21 protein-coding genes are annotated in these 19769 nt (G+C 27.7%); 13 read left to right on the top strand and 8 right to left on the bottom strand.

Features of this window, described 5'->3' with window-relative positions; genetic code table 11:
- The 4 genes from AMRN_RS12010 (at position 1) to AMRN_RS11995 (ending at position 3195) form a co-directional block, all read left to right on the top strand.
- The gene (locus tag AMRN_RS12010) at positions 1 to 876 is read left to right on the top strand and encodes a DMT family transporter (protein WP_099310849.1); all 876 of its coding nucleotides are present in this window, start codon (positions 1 to 3) and stop codon (positions 874 to 876) included.
- Positions 869 to 1417: a cysteine hydrolase family protein gene (locus AMRN_RS12005; RefSeq protein ID WP_099310848.1), complete on the top strand. Its 549-nt coding sequence runs from the start codon at positions 869 to 871 to the stop codon at positions 1415 to 1417. The genes AMRN_RS12010 and AMRN_RS12005 overlap by 8 nt, the downstream gene beginning before the upstream one ends.
- A 65-nt stretch (positions 1418 to 1482) precedes the next feature.
- Positions 1483 to 2391 carry a bile acid:sodium symporter family protein gene (locus AMRN_RS12000; protein WP_099310847.1) on the top strand — a complete coding sequence of 303 codons (909 nt, stop codon included), beginning with the start codon at positions 1483 to 1485 and terminating at the stop codon, positions 2389 to 2391.
- Between the two features lie 9 nt (positions 2392 to 2400).
- On the top strand, positions 2401 to 3195 hold the full coding sequence (locus AMRN_RS11995; protein ID WP_099310846.1) for a class I SAM-dependent methyltransferase: 795 nt from the start codon (positions 2401 to 2403) through the stop codon (positions 3193 to 3195).
- Between the two features lie 7 nt (positions 3196 to 3202).
- On the opposite strand, the gene AMRN_RS11990 is transcribed toward AMRN_RS11995, so the two are convergent.
- Positions 3203 to 4315: a glycosyltransferase gene (locus AMRN_RS11990; RefSeq protein ID WP_099310845.1), complete on the bottom strand. Its 1113-nt coding sequence runs from the start codon at positions 4313 to 4315 to the stop codon at positions 3203 to 3205.
- A 188-nt stretch (positions 4316 to 4503) separates the two neighbouring features.
- Here AMRN_RS11990 and AMRN_RS11985 point away from each other — a divergent pair, with 188 nt between their 5' ends.
- The 6 genes from AMRN_RS11985 to AMRN_RS11960 all read left to right on the top strand — a co-directional run bounded on the left by AMRN_RS11985 (position 4504) and on the right by AMRN_RS11960 (position 8892).
- Complete coding sequence (locus AMRN_RS11985) at positions 4504 to 5232, top strand: amino acid ABC transporter ATP-binding protein (protein WP_099310857.1); 729 nt, start codon at positions 4504 to 4506, stop codon at positions 5230 to 5232.
- A 16-nt stretch (positions 5233 to 5248) separates the two neighbouring features.
- Positions 5249 to 6064 carry a transporter substrate-binding domain-containing protein gene (locus AMRN_RS11980; RefSeq protein WP_099310844.1) on the top strand — a complete coding sequence of 272 codons (816 nt, stop codon included), beginning with the start codon at positions 5249 to 5251 and terminating at the stop codon, positions 6062 to 6064.
- 3 nt (positions 6065 to 6067) lie between these two features.
- Complete coding sequence (locus AMRN_RS11975; RefSeq protein ID WP_099310843.1) at positions 6068 to 7033, top strand: amino acid ABC transporter permease; 966 nt, start codon at positions 6068 to 6070, stop codon at positions 7031 to 7033.
- Positions 7034 to 7660, top strand: coding sequence for a MarC family protein (locus tag AMRN_RS11970; RefSeq protein ID WP_228150811.1), 627 nt, complete (start codon positions 7034 to 7036; stop codon positions 7658 to 7660).
- Between the two features lie 27 nt (positions 7661 to 7687).
- Positions 7688 to 8458: an NUDIX domain-containing protein gene (locus AMRN_RS11965; protein WP_099310842.1), complete on the top strand. Its 771-nt coding sequence runs from the start codon at positions 7688 to 7690 to the stop codon at positions 8456 to 8458.
- Positions 8459 to 8526: 68 nt separating this feature from the next.
- A complete protein-coding gene (locus AMRN_RS11960; protein ID WP_099310841.1) occupies positions 8527 to 8892 on the top strand; it encodes an acyl-CoA thioesterase in 366 nt (121 codons plus the stop codon).
- 13 nt (positions 8893 to 8905) lie between these two features.
- Here AMRN_RS11960 and AMRN_RS11955 read toward each other — a convergent pair whose 3' ends face one another.
- The 6 genes from AMRN_RS11955 to AMRN_RS11930 form a co-directional block, all read right to left on the bottom strand.
- Positions 8906 to 9643: a phytanoyl-CoA dioxygenase family protein gene (locus AMRN_RS11955; protein WP_099310840.1), complete on the bottom strand. Its 738-nt coding sequence runs from the start codon at positions 9641 to 9643 to the stop codon at positions 8906 to 8908.
- Positions 9640 to 10512, bottom strand: a complete 873-nt coding sequence (sucD, locus tag AMRN_RS11950) for a succinate--CoA ligase subunit alpha (RefSeq protein WP_099310839.1) — start codon at positions 10510 to 10512, stop codon at positions 9640 to 9642. The genes AMRN_RS11955 and sucD overlap by 4 nt, the downstream gene beginning before the upstream one ends.
- Positions 10513 to 10514: 2 nt before the next feature.
- Positions 10515 to 11681 carry an ADP-forming succinate--CoA ligase subunit beta gene (gene sucC, locus AMRN_RS11945; RefSeq protein WP_099310838.1) on the bottom strand — a complete coding sequence of 389 codons (1167 nt, stop codon included), beginning with the start codon at positions 11679 to 11681 and terminating at the stop codon, positions 10515 to 10517.
- A gap of 52 nt (positions 11682 to 11733) precedes the next feature.
- Positions 11734 to 11874 (bottom strand): hypothetical protein, encoded by a 141-nt coding sequence (locus AMRN_RS11940; RefSeq protein ID WP_196777493.1) that lies wholly within the window; start codon positions 11872 to 11874, stop codon positions 11734 to 11736.
- 169 nt (positions 11875 to 12043) lie between these two features.
- A complete protein-coding gene (locus AMRN_RS11935; RefSeq protein WP_099310836.1) occupies positions 12044 to 13438 on the bottom strand; it encodes an aldehyde dehydrogenase family protein in 1395 nt (464 codons plus the stop codon).
- A complete protein-coding gene (locus AMRN_RS11930; RefSeq protein ID WP_099310835.1) occupies positions 13431 to 15098 on the bottom strand; it encodes an acetolactate synthase large subunit in 1668 nt (555 codons plus the stop codon). Before AMRN_RS11930 ends, AMRN_RS11935 begins: the two co-directional genes overlap by 8 nt.
- Before the next feature lie 482 nt (positions 15099 to 15580).
- On the opposite strand from AMRN_RS11930, the gene AMRN_RS11925 reads away from it, so the two are divergent.
- On the top strand, positions 15581 to 17146 hold the full coding sequence (locus AMRN_RS11925; RefSeq protein WP_099310834.1) for a nitrite/sulfite reductase: 1566 nt from the start codon (positions 15581 to 15583) through the stop codon (positions 17144 to 17146).
- 12 nt (positions 17147 to 17158) lie between these two features.
- On the opposite strand, the gene AMRN_RS11920 is transcribed toward AMRN_RS11925, so the two are convergent.
- Positions 17159 to 18535, bottom strand: coding sequence for a chloride channel protein (locus tag AMRN_RS11920; RefSeq protein ID WP_099310833.1), 1377 nt, complete (start codon positions 18533 to 18535; stop codon positions 17159 to 17161).
- Between the two features lie 197 nt (positions 18536 to 18732).
- Here AMRN_RS11920 and AMRN_RS11915 point away from each other — a divergent pair, with 197 nt between their 5' ends.
- The gene (locus AMRN_RS11915) at positions 18733 to 19167 is read left to right on the top strand and encodes a hypothetical protein (RefSeq protein ID WP_099310832.1); all 435 of its coding nucleotides are present in this window, start codon (positions 18733 to 18735) and stop codon (positions 19165 to 19167) included.
- Positions 19168 to 19238: 71 nt separating this feature from the next.
- Positions 19239 to 19763, top strand: a complete 525-nt coding sequence (locus AMRN_RS11910; protein ID WP_099310831.1) for a GNAT family N-acetyltransferase — start codon at positions 19239 to 19241, stop codon at positions 19761 to 19763.
- The last annotated feature ends 6 nt before the right edge of the window (positions 19764 to 19769 follow it).

Below are 19769 nucleotides of genomic sequence, written 5' to 3'. Positions count from 1 at the left end.
ATGTATTTTTATATAAAAAGATCAATTTTGCCATTTTTCTTTATGTTTTTATATGGAAGTGGTTTTATCTTTTGTGAATATGGCTTAAAAAATTCATCTGCAATGGCTTTTTTAGAATTGCGATTTTTTATTGCTTTTTGTATATTATTTTTGATTACTATTGTTTTTAAAATACCTTTTCCAAAAACAAAAAAAGAGTTTTTTCAAATTGCATTTGCAGGTAGTTTGACAGTTGGAATATTTTCAATAGGAGGATTCTTATCTATTAGTTATGGAATCTCTGGTGCTACAAATGCCTTAATAATAGCTTTACAACCAATAATAGTAACTTTTTTGGCGTTAAAACTTTTAGATGAAGATGTAAATAAAAAAGTTTGCTTGGGTTTGATTATAGGTTTTGTTGGGGTTGGATTTGTTGTATATACAAAAATTGATTTTTCTTCAACAACTTTGCTTGGATTGTTTTGGTCATTTGTTTCTTTAATGGGTTTGAGTATTGGAAGTTTATATCAAAAAAAGTATTGTTCTCATATGAACCTTTACTCAGGTGGTACAATACAAACTTTAAGTTCAACTATTTTAGTAATACCATTTTTACTTTACGAAGATAGTCATATTAATTGGAATTTAGATTTTACTATTGCTTTATTATATATGACAGTGGGGGTTAGTATTGGTGCCTTGTCACTTTTATATGTAATGATAAAGAATGGTGAAATTTCAAAAGTTTCATCGATTTTTTATTTAGTGCCAGTAAGTGCAGTTGTTGTTTCTTTTTTCTTATTAGAAGAAAAAATAGAAGCTAATCAAATTATAGGAATTATTACAATAATAATAGGAATAATTTTAATCAATAAAAGGAAAATTTATGAATAAAGCATTATTAATTATAGATATTCAAAATGATTATTTTGAAAAAGGAAAAAATCCATTAGTGAACTCTAATGAAGCTAGTTTAAAAGCAAAAGAGATTTTAACGCACTTTAGAAAAAATAAATTACCAGTTTTTCACATTCAACATATAAATACAAAAAAAGATGCAACTTTTTTTGTTTGTGATACAAAAGGAGTAAATATACATGAAAATGTTGCTCCTTTATCAAGTGAGATTGTAATAAAGAAAAATTTTCCAAATAGTTTTTTAAAAACAAAACTACAAGAAGAACTTGAAAAAAAAGATATAAAAGAGTTGGTTATTTGTGGTATGATGAGTCATATGTGTATTGATTCTACAACAAGAGCAGCTTTTGATTTATCTTATAAATGCACAGTTTTAAGTGATGCTTGTGCTACAAAAGATTTAGAGTTTTTAGGTGAGAAAATTCCTGCAAAAACAGTTCATAACTCTTATATGTCAGCATTAAAAACTATTTTTTCACAAGTAATTAGCGTAAAAGAGTATATAAAAGAAGAATAAAAGCAAGATTATACAAGAAAGTTTAAACCTTTTTTTGTAAAATATGGAAAAAATTTGGATAGATGATGATTAAAAAAATTTCAATATTATTTCCTTTATGGGCAATTTTAGTATCAATTTTTGCATATTTTCAGCCTGAGGCTGTAGTTGGTTTTAAAAGTTGGATTATTCCACTTTTAGTTTTTATTATGTTTTGTATGGGTATTACTTTAAAGGTTGAGGATTTTAAAAGAGTTTTAACAAAACCAAAAATAATTGCAATTACTATACTTTTACAGTTTTTGCTTATGCCTTTGGCTGCTTTTGTTATTTCAAGGTTATTGAATTTTTCTACAGAGTTATTAGTAGGAATGATTTTAGTTGGTGCCGTTTCAGGTGGAACAGCTTCAAATGTAATTGCTTTTTTAGCAAAAGCTGATGTAGCTTTATCTATAACAATGACAGTAGTTTCAACACTTTTATCAATTGTAATAACTCCATATTTGACACTACTTTATGTGGGACAAACTGTACCTGTACCAGTATTTAGCATGCTTTTAAGTACTATGAAGATAGTTCTTTTACCTGTACTTTTAGGTCTTGTGTTAAATCATTTTTTTCATAAACATATTGCAAAAAGAGAAGAATTATTTGCACTTTTATCAATAGGTTCTATTATTTTTATAATTGCAATTGTAATTGGTTTAAATCAAGAAAGAATAAGTAGTATTGCAATTTCAATGTTTGTTGGAATAATTTTACATAATTTAATTGGACTTTCTGGAGGATACTATATTTCAAAACTTTTAGGATATGAGCATAAAGTATGCAAAACAGTTGCAATTGAAGTTGGTATGCAAAACTCAGGTTTAGCTGTTGCTCTTGCTACAAAGTACTTTACACCATTAAGTGCTTTACCAGGAGCTATATTTAGTATTTGGCATAATATCTCAGGTTCAATTATTGCAGGATATTGGTCAAAAAAAGCACAATAAGGATTTTTCGTGAAGTATGAAGATATAGATTTCAATGAGTTATATAAAAAACAAAAAGAGCTTACAACTTTTAAACCAAAAGCAAAAGAGGCTTGGGATGAAAAAGCTAGTTCTATGAATCAAAGAGTTCACAAATCAGTATATAATGAACAATTTATTCAAAGATTAGACTTACAAGAAATTGAGACAGTTTTAGATGTGGGATGTGGAGTTGGAAATCTATCATTAAAATTAGCACCAAAATTAAAAAAAGTTTATAGTTTAGACTATTCAACAAAGATGTTAGAACTATTAAATGAAAATGCAAAAAATAATGATATAACAAATATTAAAACAATCAATAAGTCTTGGTATGATGATTGGAGTGATGTTCCAAATGCAGATTTAGTTATTGCTTCAAGATCAATGGAAGTAAAAGATATGAAAGAAGCTTTGATAAAATTAAATGACAAAGCAAATAAAAAAGTTGTTATTTCATATAAAAAAGGTGGTTCTTTTGTAAGTGATGAAATCTTAGATGTATTAAACAAAGATATTATAAAAAAACCTGATTATATTTATGTGGTAAATATTTTGTATTCACTAGGAATTAAAGCAGAAGTTAACTTTATTGATAGTGAGGGAAGAAATACTATTTATAAATCAAAACAGAAGTTTGTTGATTCTATTTCTTGGAGTTTAGATTCTTTAAACGACGAAGAGATAAAACGTTTAGAACAACACTATGATTCATTAGATTTAACAAAAAAACAAGAACAAGACTATGTACAGTGGGCACTTATTTCGTGGAATAAGAAGGATTAAATCCTTCTTATAATAAATCTAATTCTAAAGCAAAATTTTTAGATATTTTTTCATAGTTTCTTACTTCAAGTAATCTTTTTTGTCCATTTATTCCTATTTGTGCTACTTCTTCTTTAGATAAACTAATAATCTCTTCAAGTTTTTCTTTTATTGATGTTTCATCAAATTTACAAAACCAAGCTTCATTATCACTTTTAAATAGCTCTTGATTATTTGTACTATTTGTCATAATACAAGGAATACCACTAGAATAGTAATCAAGAATTTTAACAGGTGTTGAACTATTAAATAGTGCAATATCAGGTAAGATAGATAATCCTACGTCAGCTTTTGCTATTAGTTGTAAAAGTTCACTCTTTGTTCTTGCATTATAAATTTCTACGCAGTTTTTTAAATTAGGAAACCTTGAAAGCATTTCTTCTGCATATTTTGGATCTTTAGTAGAGATTGAAAGTTTAAATTGATTGCTATTTATTTGGCTAAATGCTTTTAATATTGTTTCAAAATCTCTAAGTTTATCTAGTGTTCCCGCATAAAAAAATCTTTTGAAATCTTCTACATGCTGGATATTCTCATGTAAAACTTCTGGATCAATTGCAGGAGGAATTGTAAAAGTTTTTATTTTTATGTTTGGGAAAAACTCTTTTTTTATATGTTCAGAAGTAGGGATAAATATATCACTTTCATTTATAAGATTTGTTTCACTTATTGTTTTTATACTATTTCCTATAACATCAAAAATACTTTTTTTATTACTTACTTCATCTTCTTGTAGTTTTACAATTCTTTTTGAAAAAGATAATCTAAATCCAACTTTATAATTATGTTTGATTTTTCTTTTTAATATATGCTTTAAAGTGTCAAAATCATTTCTTACTACAATATAATCATATGAATCTATATCTATACCATTTTTTGATAACTCATCTAGTAAATCTTTTTTTAATTTTAATGGTAGTATAAATCTTTGTTCATCTTTTCTTTCAAAATCTGATTTAAATTCAGAAAAATAAAGAATATTTGTATCAAAATATTTACCTAGATATTTTTCAAAAAAGGCACCAATAAAACTATGATCAGTATATTCGTCTTGATCTGTTATATATAGAAACTTTTTCATAAGACTTCCTTTTTTTAAATTAAGTAATTATTATATAACTAAATAGTTGCATTAAAGAAGCATTTTTAAAAATGATAAATAATCCTTTTAGTCATATAAAAATTATCTATTAATTTGCCTTTAAATGACTATACAGTAAAATAATAGCTTCTATTTTTCAAAAAAGAGAGCTAATGGATAATAATGAAATAATAAAGATGAATAAAATCAATAAATATTTTGATGATTTTCATGTACTTAAAGATATAGATTTCTCAGTAAAACAAGGTGAAATTGTAGTTATTTGTGGACCTAGTGGTTCTGGTAAATCTACATTAATTAGATGTATTAATGGTCTTGAAGAAGTTGATGATGGTGAAATTACAGTTGATGATTTACATATTCATAATAGTAAAAAAAATTTAAAAGCTATAAGAAGTGAAGTTGGAATGGTATTCCAACATTTTAATCTTTTCCCACATTTAACAATTTTAGAAAATATCACAATAGCTCCAACTCTAGTTAAGAATATTTCAAAAAAAGATGCACATGAAATAGCAATGGAACTTTTAAAAAAAGTAAAACTAGAAGATAAAGCAAATGCATATCCAGCTGATTTAAGTGGTGGACAAAAACAAAGAGTTGCAATTGCACGAAGTTTAGCAATGAAGCCAAAAGTAATACTTTTTGATGAACCTACATCTGCACTTGATCCAGAAACAATAGGAGATGTGCTTTCAGTTATGAAAGATTTAGCAAAAGAGAATTATACATTAGTTTGCGTTACTCATGAAATGGGATTTGCTAAAGAAGTAGGAGATAGAATTGTATTTATGGATAATGGTGCAATTGTAGAAGAAAATACTCCCTTAGAATTTTTTAATAACCCAAAAAGTCAAAGAGCAAAAAAATTCTTAAAAGAAATATTAGTACATTAATACACAAGGAAAAATAATGAAAAAAATACTTTTAATAATGTTAGTTTTTTTAACTTCAACATTATGTGCAGGTGATTTGAATTTATGGAAAAATTCAACACTAAATAAAATTGTACAAAGAGGTGAGCTAAGAGTAGGGCTAGACCCTGGATATATGCCTTTTGAAATGAAAGATAAAAAAGGTAGACTTATTGGTTATGATATTGATATTGCAAGAATAATGGCAAGAGAAATGGGTGTAAAACTAAAAATAGTTCCTACTGGATTTGGAGGAATTATTGCAGGACTTTTAACTGATAAGTTTGATATTATAATTGCTGGTATGACTATAACTCAAAAAAGAAACTTAAAAGTTAATTTTTCAGATTCATATCTAGTAATTGGTCAAACTGTATTAATAAATAATAAATTTGCAAATGAAATTAAAGATGCAAAACAATTAGATGATAAAAAATATATAATTACAGCAAAACTTGGACAAACAGGTGAAATTGTTGCTAGAAAATTTTTTAAAAATGCAAAAATAAATACTTTTGATACAGAAGTAGAAGCTGTTTCTGAAGTGTTAAATGGAAATGCAACTGCATTTGTAAATGATAAACCTTATAACTCAATATTTATGGCTAGTAAAGGAAAAGGAAGATTAGTTCATTTGGATAAACCTTTAACATATGAACCTTTAGCATTCGCTATTAAAAAAGGCGACCCTGATTTTCTTAATTGGTTAAATAACTTCTTGAAACAAATTAAAGAAGATAAATTAGTAGATACTTATGATAAATTATATAAAAAATGGTTTGTTAATACAAATTGGTTAAAAAGAGTTCAGTAAATAATGAGTAAAAAACAGTCTTTAGCACAAAATAAAACACTAGGGCATATTATTGCTTTAGCGTTTTATATGGCAGTTGGATATTTTTTATTTACTGCTGCATCAAATATGAATTATGAGTGGAAGTGGACTTCTATTCCAAAGTATTTCGTTTATGAACAAACTCAAAGTGTAACTGCACCAGTTGGTGGTGTTTTGATAGAAGATAAAGGGAAGTACTACTTAGAAAATGATGATGGGAAAACCCTTTTAAATATTGATAGTAGTTATACATTTGAATATGAAATTGGTGCGGATATTTATGAATTTGATAATATTGCTTCTAGAACAACAACTAAAATTGGTCCTGTTTTAAAAGGCTTTTGGATAACTATCAAAATATCCTTTTTTGCAGCAATATTGACATATTTATTAGGTATTATAACTGCATTGATGAAATTATCTACTTTTGTATTTTTACGGGATATTGCAACAGTTTATATTACTCTTGTTAGAGGAACTCCTTTATTAGTTCAGATTTTTTTATTTTATTTTATAATTGCGAATATTTTTGGATTAGATAGATTTGTTGCAGGGGTATTATCTCTTGGTATATTTTTTGGTGCATATATGGCTGAAATATTAAGAGGTGCAATTCAATCAATAGATAAAGGCCAACTTGAAGCTGCAAATTCATTAGGAATTTCTCATTTTCAAGCCTTAAGACATATTATTTTTCCTCAAGCTTTGAAAAGAGCTTTACCTACACTTGTAGGAGAAATGATAGCACTTGTAAAAGATTCTTCATTAGTTTCTGTTATTGCAATTACAGATTTAACAAAGGTTGGAAGAGAAATAGTTGCAAATACATTTTCTCCTTTTGAAACATGGATTGTCATTGCTTTAGTTTATTTAAGTATAACATTTTCATTAAGTTATCTAGGGCATTTACTAGAAAAGAAATATAATGCAAAAGGTGGGATGTCATAAGTGGAAGATTACTTAGCTAATTTTCTGCAAGAAGCAATTACTTTTTTTGCTATTATGGATCCTATTGGAATTAGTGCTGTTGCTTTATCAATATTAAGTCCAAATATAACAAAAACCGAGATTAACAAAGTAGCTTATAAAACAACTTATACAATAGTTATCTCTTTTTTTGTTGTTATTATTGCTGGTGAGTTTGTATTAAAAGTATTTGGATTAGATATAAATTCATTGAAAGTAATGGGTGGATTAGTATTATTACTTATGGCACTTTCTATGATAAGTGGAAATATAAAAGTAAAATCAAATGATGAAGATAAATTAAATGAAGAATTAGCAATTATTCCAATTGCAATACCTATTGTATTTGGAACGGGACTATTTTCTACAATTATTATTTTTAAACATGAAGCAGATGGTTTTATAGATTTAGCTTCTATTAGTATTGCTTATTGTTTAAATGCTATTATATTCTATTTTATTTTTAAAAATTCTATTCATATTAAAAGATATCTTGGTCAAACTGGACAAAATGTTATTACAAAACTTATGGGTTTAATTGTAGGAGCTTTAGCAATACAGTTTATAATTAGTGGTGTTGTTACTTTGGCTAAAAGCTACTTAAATTGATTTAATCTCACTTAAAAAGGTCTATTTATGAGTGATTATATTGAAACTATTGGCTGCTTTGATATTGTTTTAGATCCATATAATGGAATTACAGTAGAAAAAAATACAATGCCAAATAACAGTATAGAGTTTGAAAAAAATCTACTACAATTAATAAATTACTGTTTAAAAAAACAAAGAAGACTCATATGGATAACTATTGATATAACAAAAAGTAGTTTTATACCAATTGCAGTAAAACATGGATTTGAGTTTCATACATGTGAGCATAATTATGTATTTATGGTAAAACAATTAGTGAAAAATGCCATAATACCAACTGCTGTAAATCATACTTTAGGTGTAGGGGTTGTTGTCATAAATGAAAATGAAGAACTTCTTGTAATAAAAGAAAAAATATCAAAAATAGGCTATAAACTTCCTGGTGGTCACATAGATAATGGTGAACTAATTTCAACTGCTGTGGCAAGGGAAACATATGAAGAAACAGGTATAAAAGTTGAATTTGAATCAATCATTAGTTTAGGACATTTTTATCCCCATCAATTTGAACAATCTAATTTATATATTTTATGTTCTGCAAAAGCACTTTCATATAATATAAATATTAATGATACTGATGAAATAGAAGATGCAAAGTGGGTAAATGTATATGAATACTTATGTGATGAAAATGTTTTTGAATATAATAAAGTTATTATAAATGCAGTTTTAAATAAAAATGGTTTCATCAGTAAAAACTTAGAGAGTTTTAAAAATATACCAAAAGATTATGAATTATTTTTTCCAAAAAAATAGTTCACTTTTATCTACTATTTACTATATAATTGTTATAAATACGCAATAAAAAAAGAGGTTAAATAAATATGGAATATGGAACACAAAGATTAGTTATGTATCCTCATTTAAATGCAGCGGGAATTTTATTTGGAGGACAAGCTTTAGCATGGATTGATGAAGAGGTTATCATCTTTGCAGCTAATAAACTTGGAACTACAAGACTTGCTTTAGTAAAAATGAGTGAGGTTAGATTTAAAAACCCTGCAAATATTGGGGATATTTTAGTTATTGGAACAGAACTTGTAAAAACAGGTAGAACTTCTATTACAGTTAGGTGTGAGCTTAGAAATAAAACTACAGATAAGGTTATTGTAAATGTAGATGAAGTTATTATGGTTGCACTTGATTATAATAAACAACCAACTCCACATGGCCTTCCAGAACCTGATTAAAGAGAAAATCTCTTTAATCTTCTAAAACTACTTCTTTAAAATCACTTCTAGTATTTTTAATAAAATTATTAGCTTTTGCTTTTACTGTATAAACAAATGATATTTTAGGTTTTTTTGTATTATTTTTATGTGCATGATGTAATGTTTTACAATGAAATAAAACAATATCACCTTTATTTAGATTATAATGAACTGCATTATTAATTAGCTCTTTATTCTCTTTTATATTATCTTTGAAATTTATTCTTTCATCAAATTGTTCTTTTTTTAAATTTAATTTATGAGATTTTGGAATAAACTCTAATAAACCATTATCTAAATACTCATCATCTAAACTTAACCAAATACTAATTAAGTCATCATTTTCAAAGTTCCAATACCTTCTATCTTGATGCCAAGTTGTTCTTGAACTATCTTTTGGCATTTTTGTCATAATTGAATTATGATGTGCAAGGGTTAAAACAGGCGTATCATTTAAAAGTTGCTTTAAAATAGGTCTTATTTTAGTATCTGTCATCCACTCTTTAAAAACATCTTCTCTATCATAAACTTGTCTTAATCTTCTAACCGTAATATTTCCTTCATTAATTTTTAAATACTCTTGTTCACTTTCAATTGGTTGGATTTTATTATCCAAATGGTAATTTGCTTTTTCTAAGATTTTATTACAAAGTTCTTCACTTGCAAAATTTCTAATTAGTAAAAAACCATTTTCATTAAACTCTTCTATTTGTTCATTTGTTAGTTTCATTTTTTATTTACTTCTAATAGTGCATCTTTTATATGTGTAATTGTTTTTACTGTTGTAACACCTGCTGCTTCTAAAGCTTTGTATTTATCTTCAGCTTTTCCACTTCCCCCATCAATGATTGCTCCTGCATGACCCATTCTTTTTCCTTTTGGTGCAGTAACACCAGCTATATAAGAAACAATAGGTTTAGTAATATGTTTTTTTATATATTCAGCCGCTTGTTCTTCTTTTGTTCCACCAATTTCACCAATCATTACAATTGATTTTGTTTGTTCATCTTCTTGGAAAAGTTTAAGCATATCAATAAAATCACTTCCAGGAATTGGATCGCCTCCAATACCTACACAAGTACTTTGCCCAAGTCCTGCAAGTGTTGATTGATTTACTGCTTCATAAGTTAGTGTACCTGATCTTGATACAATTCCTACACTTCCAACTTCATGAATTTGAGCTGGCATAATTCCCATTTTCCCAATTCCAGGAGTTATAACACCTGGACAATTTGGACCAATTAATCTTGCACCATTTGCATCAACTGCTGCTTTTGCTTCAAGCATATCTTTTACAGGAACACCCTCAGTAATACAAACAATAAGTTCGATTCCATTTTCAGCAGCTTCAATAATTGAATCTTTACAAAATGGAGCAGGAACATAAATAATACTTGCATTAGCTCCTGTTAAATCAATCCCACATCTAACACTATTATACATAGGCAATCCAAGATGTGTTAAACCTCTTTTTTTAGGAACAACACCACAAACCATATTTGTACCATATTCAAGTGCCTTTTGAGTATGAAATGTACCTTGTGTTCCAGTCATACCTTGACACATTATTTTTGTATTTTTATCAAGTAAGATAGACATTATTAATTCCCTTTTGTTAATTCTATTATTTTTTTAGTTGCTTTATCTAAATCTTGCTCTTCTTTTATATTTAATCCAGAATTTCTAATTAGTTCTAAGCCTTCTTTTGCATTTGTTCCCTCAAGTCTAACTACTAATGGAATATTCATATTCATTTTTTCAACTGCTGCAATTATCCCATTTGCTATTACATCACATCTTACAATTCCACCAAAAATATTTATAAGTATTCCATTTACTTTTTTATCTGATAAAATAATTCTAAAAGCTTCAATAACTCTTTGTTCATTTGTACTTCCACCAACATCTAAGAAGTTTGCAGGCTCACCTCCATATGTTTTAATCAAATCCATTGTTGCCATAGCAAGTCCTGCTCCATTTACCATGCAACCAATATTCCCATCTAATGAAACATAATTTAACTGCATTTTCTCAGCTTGTAATTCCCTTGCATCTTCTTGTGTTTCATCTCTAATTTCATTTAGTTTTTTATGTCTAAATAGTGCAGAATTATCAACTTGGATTTTCCCATCTAAACATACTAAATCTCCTTGTTTTGTAATAACTAAAGGATTTACTTCAATTAATGATAAGTCATTTTCCAAAAACATTTTATACATGTTTTGTAATAAAGGAATCATTTGTTTTACTTGATGGTCATCTAATCCTAAATCAAATGCAATTTCTCTACATTGATAAGGCATGATTCCAACAACTGGGTTTATTTTATTTTTTTTAATTTTTTTAGGGTCATTTTTTGCTACTTCTTCTATTTCTACTCCACCTTCACTTGAAGTCATAATAGTTATTCTTTGGCTACTTCTATCTACAAGAAAAGCTAAATATAGTTGTTTGTCAAATTCGCAAGGTTTTTCAATATATAGTGAGTTTATAGGTTGACCCTCTTTTGATGTTTGATAAGTTACTAATCTACTTCCAAGTAACCTATTTGTTACTTCTTTTGCTTCTTTTTTATTTTTTGTTAAAACAACTCCACCAGCTTTTCCTCTTCCGCCTGTATGAACTTGCGCTTTTATTACTAAGTTTTCTTCACCTAATGTATCTAATATATCATCTAATTGTGAAGAGTGAGTAAGTAGCTTTCCCTTTGTTGTAGGGATACCATATTTTTTAAATAGATTTTTTGCTTGATATTCGTGTAAATTCATTATTATTTTACTCCATAATTTTAAAGTATATAAATCATATATTTAAGTAAAGTTACTTCTTTAAATAAAATTTTTCTATAAACTCTTGAGTACTTCTTACATATAAACTTTTGTCATCAGCTTCATAAATTACAGCATCAATCCAAATATCATCTTTTTGAATTTTACAATAATTTATTGGTATGTAGGTCATAAGGTTTTTATAGTGTGTATATTCGTGATATAACTTTAGATTTTTCTCTTTCATTTGCTAATAATAACAAAAAAAAGATTAATAACTATCTAGATGAAGTATCTAAAGTAAGATAGATAATTTGTTTAGTAGATAAAAAGACACAAAGGAGTACTTTGTGTCTTTTAAATTATAATACTGGTGATTTAATAACCATCATTTTTTCGTTTGACATCTCTTCCATAGAGTGGTGAATTCCTCCAAGACCAAGTCCTGAGGCTTTTGCTCCACCAAATGGCATCCAATCAACTCTAAATGCAGTATGATCATTTACCATTACAGCAGTACCATTTAATCTTTTAACAGCATTTAAAGCTGTGTCAATATTTTTAGTAAATACAGCAGCTTGGAAAGATACTTCAAGCCCATTAGCTCTATTGATTGCTTCATCAATATCTGAATAAGAGTAAATGATTACAACAGGTCCAAATACTTCTTTTGTAGAAACAAGTGCATCATCAGCTGGATTTAAAATAACTGTTGGTTCATAGCAAGAAGCTGAAATTCTTTTTCCACCAGTTAAAATTTTTCCACCTTTTTGTACTGCTTCGTTAACCCACTCTTCAACTCTATCTACTTCATTATTATTAATTAGTGGACCAACTTCTGTTTTTGGATCCATTTGATCTCCAACAACTAAGTTTGAAGCATAGTTTGTTAGTTTAGTAGCTACTTCATCACAAATTGATTCATGAACATAAACTCTTTGAACTGATACACAAACTTGTCCAGCATGATAAAAACCACCTTTTCCTAAATCAGGAATCATTGCATCAATATCTGCATCTGGCTCAACAATTACAGGTGCAACACCACCATGTTCTAGTGCAACTCTTGTTCCATTTGATACTTTTGAGTTTAAGTACCAACCAACAGCACCTGAACCAATAAATGTTAAGAAGTCAACTTTAGGAGATGTTGCAAGTAATTCACCAGCATCTCTTCCACAAACTACAGCTTGTGCCCAACCTTTAGGTAGTCCAGCTTCTTCTAAAATTTCTACTAATTTAATAGCACTCATTGGAGTTTGAGTTGCAGGTTTAATAATAACTGGACAACCAACCGCAATTGCAGGAATTACTTGGTGTACTGCTAAATTGAAAGGGTGATTAAAAGCTGAAATTGCTGCAACTACCCCAATTGGTTCTTTAAATGTATAAGCCATTCTATTTGCACTTGATGGAGTATGACCCATAGCTATTTCTTTACCTTCAAAAGCACCTAAGTGCTCAATAGCAAGTTGTACACCATTGATTGCTCTATTTACTTCAACTTTAGAATCCATGTAAGGTTTACCACCTTCACTAGCACAAAGCTTTGTTAGCTCTTCTACTTGTGAAGACATAATTTTCATTACATTTTCTAAAATTTCAATTCTTTTAAATTTTGGTAAAGCATTTTTGTGGTCTAAAAAAGTATTTTGTGCTAGATCAATAGCTGCCTCTACTTCTTCTGTTGTACTAAATGGAACTTCTCCAACTACTTTACCATCAAATGGTGATGTAACTTCTATTTTTTTACTCATTATCTACTCCTTCTTCTAATAATGTTTCAGCATTTTTCACAAGGTCATTTAAAATTGCGTGGTTTAAAGAATAATCAACAGCTAAGTCAATTATATGAACACCTTTAGAATTAACACATTTATCTAAAGTTTCTGTAAACTCTTCACAAGATTGAGGTCTATGACCAATTGCACCATAAGCATCTGCATATTTTACAAAGTCTGGATTGTTATAATCTAAACCATAAGTATCAAATCCCATACCTGTTTGCTTCCATTTAATCATTCCATATGCATCATCATTTAATATTACAACAGTTAAATCTAATCCTAATCTTACTGCTGTTTCTACTTCTTGTGAATTCATCATAAATCCACCATCACCACAAACTGCAACAACTTTTTTATCTGGATTTACCATTTTTGCAGCCATTGCTGATGGAAGACCAGCTCCCATAGTTGCAAGAGCATTATCTAATATTAGTGTGTTTGGCATTGCACATTTATAGTTTCTTGCAAACCAGATTTTATAAACACCGTTATCTAATGTTACTATATCCTCAGGAGCTAAAATATCTCTAATTGTTTTAACAGCTCTTTGAGGTAAAATTGGGAATCTCATATCACCAAAATATTTTGTTAATCTTTTATTTATTGTTTTAATTATTAATTTATAAAAGTCAAAATCCCAGTGAGCTTGTGGAGATAAAGCTCTGTTTAAGTATTCAATACTTCCTGCAATATCACCAATTACATCTAAATGAGGGAAATATGTTGGATCAACTTCTGATGGGAAGAAGTTAAAGTGAATTACTTTAGTTGCTTCTGCACCTTCATGCATGAAAAAAGGTGGTTTTTCAATAACATCATGACCTACATTGATAATTAAATCAGCTTTAACTATTGCTCCATGTATAAAGTCATCATCAGATAATGCAGCTGTTCCTAAACATAATTTATGATTATCATCAATTACACCTTTACCCATTTGTGTAGTAAAAAATGGAATTCCAGTATCATTAACTAATTCAGTTAAAGCATTGCCAATTCTATTTCTATTTGCACCTGCTCCAATTAAGATTAAAGGACTTTTTGCTTGTTCAATCATTCTAACAGCATCTAAAATAGCAGTTTTATCAGCTCTTGGGTATCTTACTTCTCTTACTGGATATACAGTATCATCAGTTTCTTCTTCTGCAATATCTTCAGGAAGTTCGATATGTACAGCTCCTGGTCTTTCAGCAGTTGCAATTTTAAATGCATCTCGTACCATTGAAGAGATATTATTCCCATTAACAACTTGTTTTGCATATTTAGTCATAGGTCTCATCATATCAACAATATCTATGATTTGAAATCTACCTTGCTTTGATTTTTTGATTGGTTTTTGTCCAGTGATCATCATCATTGGCATACCACCAAGCTGTGCATAAGCAGCACTAGTTGCAAAGTTAGTAGCACCAGGGCCTAAAGTTGATAAACATACACCAACTTTTCCTGTTAACCTTCCATAAGTTGCCGCCATAAAACCTGCACCTTGTTCATGTCTTGTTAGTATTAATTTAATTGGTGATTGCCTTAGTGACTCAAGTAAGTCTAGGTTCTCTTCACCAGGAATACCAAAAATATATTCTACACCTTCGTTTTCTAAAGCTTTGATAAATAAATCAGATGCTTTCATCTTATCTCCAAATTATTGATTTAAAATTTAATTTGTGTTAGTTTCACACAAAATGTTTTAAATTGAAATTAAACTTATAATATACTTTATATTCGTAATACTATTTGAATGCAAATGACTATTTTTTAGCCATAAATGTAGTAATTACTATATAAAAAATATACAATAATTTGTTATTATAGCATAATATATGTAATTAAAACTACCAACAGCCCATAAAATGGCTCTTTTGTGTTTAAAAATTAGAAAAAAAAAGTGATTGTTACTTTTCTATACAAAATATGAGAATATAATTGTTTATATATATTTAAAATCAAATAAATTTATATAATTTATAGTTTTACTAAATAGATTTGTTTCTTTACTATAAGTAAAATTTTTTTATAATATCAATTACTTATAATAAAAATAAATTTATTTTATATAAAATATATAAGTATTAATGTAAAATATTAAAAAGTAGTAATTAAATAGGATTTAAAATGGAAAAAGAATTATCAAAACTTGAACAATTAAAAGCATCTAGAAATCCCTTGAGAGTTATAGATGATATTTATAAAGAAGCCAATGAGGGTGTACCTTTAAGTGAAGATTATATTGGTTTGCTTAAGTGGTATGGAATGTATCCTCATATAAATCATGACGATTTAGAAGACAAGAAGTATTTTATGAAAAGAGTAAAGTTAGTTGATGCTTCTATGAATCTTGAACAATTAAAAGTAATGGCTAAAATAGGAAAAAAATATGCACAAGGTTTAGTTGATTTTACAACAAGAGAAAATGTACAGTTTCATTATATACAAATAAAAGATTTACCTGAAATATTTAATATGTTAGAGTCTGTTGGTTTAACATCAAGAATGGCTTCAGGTGATGGACCAAGACCAATTGTTACATGTCCAGTTAGTGGATTAGATAATAATGAGATTATTGATGTAACAAAAATAGTAAAAGAGATTGATACTTATTTTGATACAAATGAAGATCAATTTTGTAATTTCCCTAGAAAATATAAATTATCTGTTAGTGGATGTGCATGTCATTGTTGTGGGCATGAAATACAAGATATTGCATTTACAGCTTTTGAAGAAAAAGATGAAATATTATTTGATTTGACAATTGGTGGAGGATTATCAAAATCAAAACAAATTGCATATAGAGCAAATAGATATGTAAAAGAAGAACAGATAAAAGATGTATCAATTGCCGTTGCAGAAATTTTTAGAGATAATGGAAATAGACATAATAGAAATAAAGCAAGAATTAGACACCTAATTAATGATTGGGGAGTTGAAAAATTTGTAGATGAAATTGAAAATAAAATTGGATATAAACTTCAAGTAGGTTTAGAAGAACCAGAAATTACACCAATTGAAAAAAGAAATCATTTTGGAATAAATAAATCTAAAGTTGAGGGTGAAAGTTTTATTGGATTTGCAACAATAGCAGGAAGAGTTCCAGGTGATGATTTTGAAAAATTTGCTACTATTTTAGAAAAGTATGATGCAAAAGGAATAAGACTTACAACTAGACAAAACTTTATTGTATATGGAGTGAAAGATGAAGTTGCAAAGCAGTTAGCTGATGAGTTTGATGCTTTAGGATATCCTTATGAACCAAATACATTTAGAGGTATAATACAAAGTTGTACGGGAAGAGAGTTTTGTAAGTTTGGAATTACTGAAACAAAAAACTATACAAATTCATTGATAAAATATCTTGAAGATAAATGTGCTGATTTTGATGAGTATATTAAAATATCTGTATCAGGTTGTGGAAATGCATGTTCTCATTCTCAAATTTCTGATATTGGATTAATTGGTTGTAAAACAAGAGTTGATGGTCAAAGAGTTGAGGCTTATGATATTCAATTAGGAGGACATTTACAAGGAACAATTAAGAGTAAATTTGCTCAATCTTCAAAATTGAAAATACCAGCAGATGAAGTACCAAGTTTTATTGAAAAATTAATCAATGATTATAAAAAAGATAACTTAAATAGTAAAAGTTTTAAAGAGTATTTAACAAAAATTGATTTAAATAACTAGAATACAAAAGAGTTAATCCTCTTTTGTATGTCTTATTATATTTTTAAGTCTTCTTCTCATCTTTACAATTTTTTCTTTACTTTTTGAAGATAAGTCTATATCGTTATTATCAAAATCTTTTCCAAATTCAATACTTAACATATCGGACTTTTTCATTTTTAATATTTGTGAGAAAAATATACTTCTATGTCCAGTAATTAAAAAACTAATAACAGCACTTATTGCTGCATAATGGGCTATTTCTACCCCAAAGAGTTCAACTGCCATAATAGTAGCTGCAATTGGAGCATTAGCTGCACCTGCTAATACACTTGTAAATCCTAAAGCTGCAAATAATGCAAGGTTATCACCAAAAAGTCCACCTAAAAAGTGTCCACTTGTGGCTCCAATATAGAATATAGGAGTAATTACTCCTCCACTACCACCAGCAGAAAGTGTTATGGAGGTGAATATGGTTTTCATAATAAATGCATACCATGGGACGTCTTCTGCTATACTTGGATCTGAATAAAGAACATCTGATATTGTATTAAGACCTAATCCAAAATATCTATCTCCTACAAAAAAAGATAAAACTACTAAAATTGATCCACCTAAAAAAGCTTTTGTATATATATTGATATCAATTCTTTTTATATAGTATTCAGATTTTTTAAAAGCTGTAATTAAAAAGTCAGAAACAATACCAAAAAATAATCCTGCAATTATAACTTGAAAAACTAAAGTTAAATCTATAGGAATTGCTTGAGAAAAATGTAAATTAAAATATGTATAGTTTACACCAAGCATTTTTGCGGTTGTATATGCAGCAAAACCAGAGATAAATGAAGGAAGAAGTACATCATACATAATGATACCTACAATTAATACTTCAACTCCAAAAATTGCTCCAGAAATAGGAGTTCCAAATACAGAAGCAAAACCTGCACTAATACCACAAATAACAAGTTTTTTCCTATCTTTTTTTGAAAATTTAAAAAGGTCAGATAAAAAAGAAGCACTGCCTGCACCAATTTGTGCACCAGGACCTTCTTTTCCAGCTGAACCACCAGCAAAAAGAGTTATTATTGTTGCAAGTAGTTTGATAGGAATAACTGCAACTTCAATTTTACCATCTCTTTTATGTACAGCTTCTATTACTTTTTCTGTTCCATGTCCTTTTGCATTTGGAGCAAATTTTCTAACAAGGTAAACACTAAGCATCAAGGCAAAAGGCAATAAATAATAATAATCAAAAGGAAGAAAATCTCTACTTACTTCTGCTTGGTGAATAGTATTTAAAAAAAATGCAATAATAAAGCCAATTGTTACACCTATAAAAGATGATAATAAAACCCATTTTGTAACACTAAAAAATATAACTGATTGTTCTATAATATGTTTTTTCATGAAAGTACTTAATAATTGGTTTTCTTTTAATTCTAACTAATTTAATATGAATTTAAGATTAGAAAAAAGAAAAATTTTAATATTTTGAGCCTATATTTTGGGACTTTGTTTTGAAAAAACAAAAAAAAATAAAAATCAATCACAAAAATCCTTAAATTTTGCTATAATATATGTAATTACTAAAATAAAGGGTAAGAGTGGAGAATTTAGCAAAAGAAATTTCTGAAGTTATAGTTTCAAGTAGAATAACAAATATTACAGATAATATGGATGATGTTATAGATATATTACAAAAAGATGAGGATTTATTTTATAAGGTAGAAAATCTATTAACAAAAGATGATATTGTTTGGGTAAACAAAAATAATAATAAAATATTCTTTGAAGTATCTTTTGATAATGACTATCCAAAATCTGTAAATAGTAAAATTTTAGATTTAGATACAGAAGTTAAGTGGATTGAAAATCAGATATGTAAAGAAGAAGAGTCTATAAATTGGGAAAACGTAAAATATAGATATAAAAGAGCTTTAAAAGAGTTAGGTTTTAAAAATGTAACTTACTATCAAAAAGTAAGAGAAGTAATAAAACTTGAAAAACCTACAAAGTGGAGATTTTTAAACAATAACTAAAATCATTAGCATATGCATATTCTAAGATTATTTAGAGTAAATTTACATATATAATTTACTTAGGAATATTTATGCAAGAAATAAAACTAGAATCAATTGAAACTAAGCTTTTTAAAGCTACATGGAGCCTTTATGAAGGCTCTTTTCCTTCAAATGAGAAACGGCAACTTACTACACAAGAAAAAATCTTTAAAAATCAAAATTATACTGCATTATGTTATATAAACAGTAAAAATGAATTAATTGCATTATTATTTTATTGGAAGTTTGATAACTTTTATTTTGTAGAACATTTTGCTGTCAATCCAGAGTATAGAGGACAATCTTACGGAACAAAAATATTAAATGATTTTTTAAAAGATAAAAATAATGTAGTTTTAGAAATTGAACCTGTATGTGATGAACAAACAAAAAAGAGATTAGAATTTTATAAAAGACTTAATTTTATAGAAAATAGTTATAAACACTTTCAAATACCTTTAAAAAAAGAGGATAAATCAATTATCTTAACTTTATTATCTTATGAAAAAGCAATCAATAATAAAGAGTATAGTAAACTTCATGAAATGATGCAAGAAAATCTTGCAATTTATTAGGAGATA

Source organism: Malaciobacter marinus (assembly GCF_003544855.1).
In the GTDB taxonomy this organism is placed as follows: Bacteria; Campylobacterota; Campylobacteria; order Campylobacterales; family Arcobacteraceae; genus Malaciobacter; species Malaciobacter marinus.
This window is presented reverse-complemented; position numbering and strand designations above follow the sequence as displayed.

Coding starts and splice junctions, on each gene's coding strand:
- AMRN_RS12010 (WP_099310849.1), top strand. CDS start 1: ATGTATTTTTATATAAAAAGATCAATTTTGCCATTTTTCTTTATGTTT.
- AMRN_RS12005 (WP_099310848.1), top strand. CDS start 869: ATGAATAAAGCATTATTAATTATAGATATTCAAAATGATTATTTTGAA.
- AMRN_RS12000 (WP_099310847.1), top strand. CDS start 1,483: ATGATTAAAAAAATTTCAATATTATTTCCTTTATGGGCAATTTTAGTA.
- AMRN_RS11990 (WP_099310845.1), bottom strand. CDS start 4,315: ATGAAAAAGTTTCTATATATAACAGATCAAGACGAATATACTGATCAT.
- AMRN_RS11980 (WP_099310844.1), top strand. CDS start 5,249: ATGAAAAAAATACTTTTAATAATGTTAGTTTTTTTAACTTCAACATTA.
- AMRN_RS11975 (WP_099310843.1), top strand. CDS start 6,068: ATGAGTAAAAAACAGTCTTTAGCACAAAATAAAACACTAGGGCATATT.
- AMRN_RS11965 (WP_099310842.1), top strand. CDS start 7,688: ATGAGTGATTATATTGAAACTATTGGCTGCTTTGATATTGTTTTAGAT.
- AMRN_RS11960 (WP_099310841.1), top strand. CDS start 8,527: ATGGAATATGGAACACAAAGATTAGTTATGTATCCTCATTTAAATGCA.
- AMRN_RS11955 (WP_099310840.1), bottom strand. CDS start 9,643: ATGAAACTAACAAATGAACAAATAGAAGAGTTTAATGAAAATGGTTTT.
- sucD (WP_099310839.1), bottom strand. CDS start 10,512: ATGTCTATCTTACTTGATAAAAATACAAAAATAATGTGTCAAGGTATG.
- sucC (WP_099310838.1), bottom strand. CDS start 11,681: ATGAATTTACACGAATATCAAGCAAAAAATCTATTTAAAAAATATGGT.
- AMRN_RS11940 (WP_196777493.1), bottom strand. CDS start 11,874: ATGACCTACATACCAATAAATTATTGTAAAATTCAAAAAGATGATATT.
- AMRN_RS11935 (WP_099310836.1), bottom strand. CDS start 13,438: ATGAGTAAAAAAATAGAAGTTACATCACCATTTGATGGTAAAGTAGTT.
- AMRN_RS11930 (WP_099310835.1), bottom strand. CDS start 15,098: ATGAAAGCATCTGATTTATTTATCAAAGCTTTAGAAAACGAAGGTGTA.
- AMRN_RS11925 (WP_099310834.1), top strand. CDS start 15,581: ATGGAAAAAGAATTATCAAAACTTGAACAATTAAAAGCATCTAGAAAT.
- AMRN_RS11920 (WP_099310833.1), bottom strand. CDS start 18,535: ATGAAAAAACATATTATAGAACAATCAGTTATATTTTTTAGTGTTACA.
- AMRN_RS11910 (WP_099310831.1), top strand. CDS start 19,239: ATGCAAGAAATAAAACTAGAATCAATTGAAACTAAGCTTTTTAAAGCT.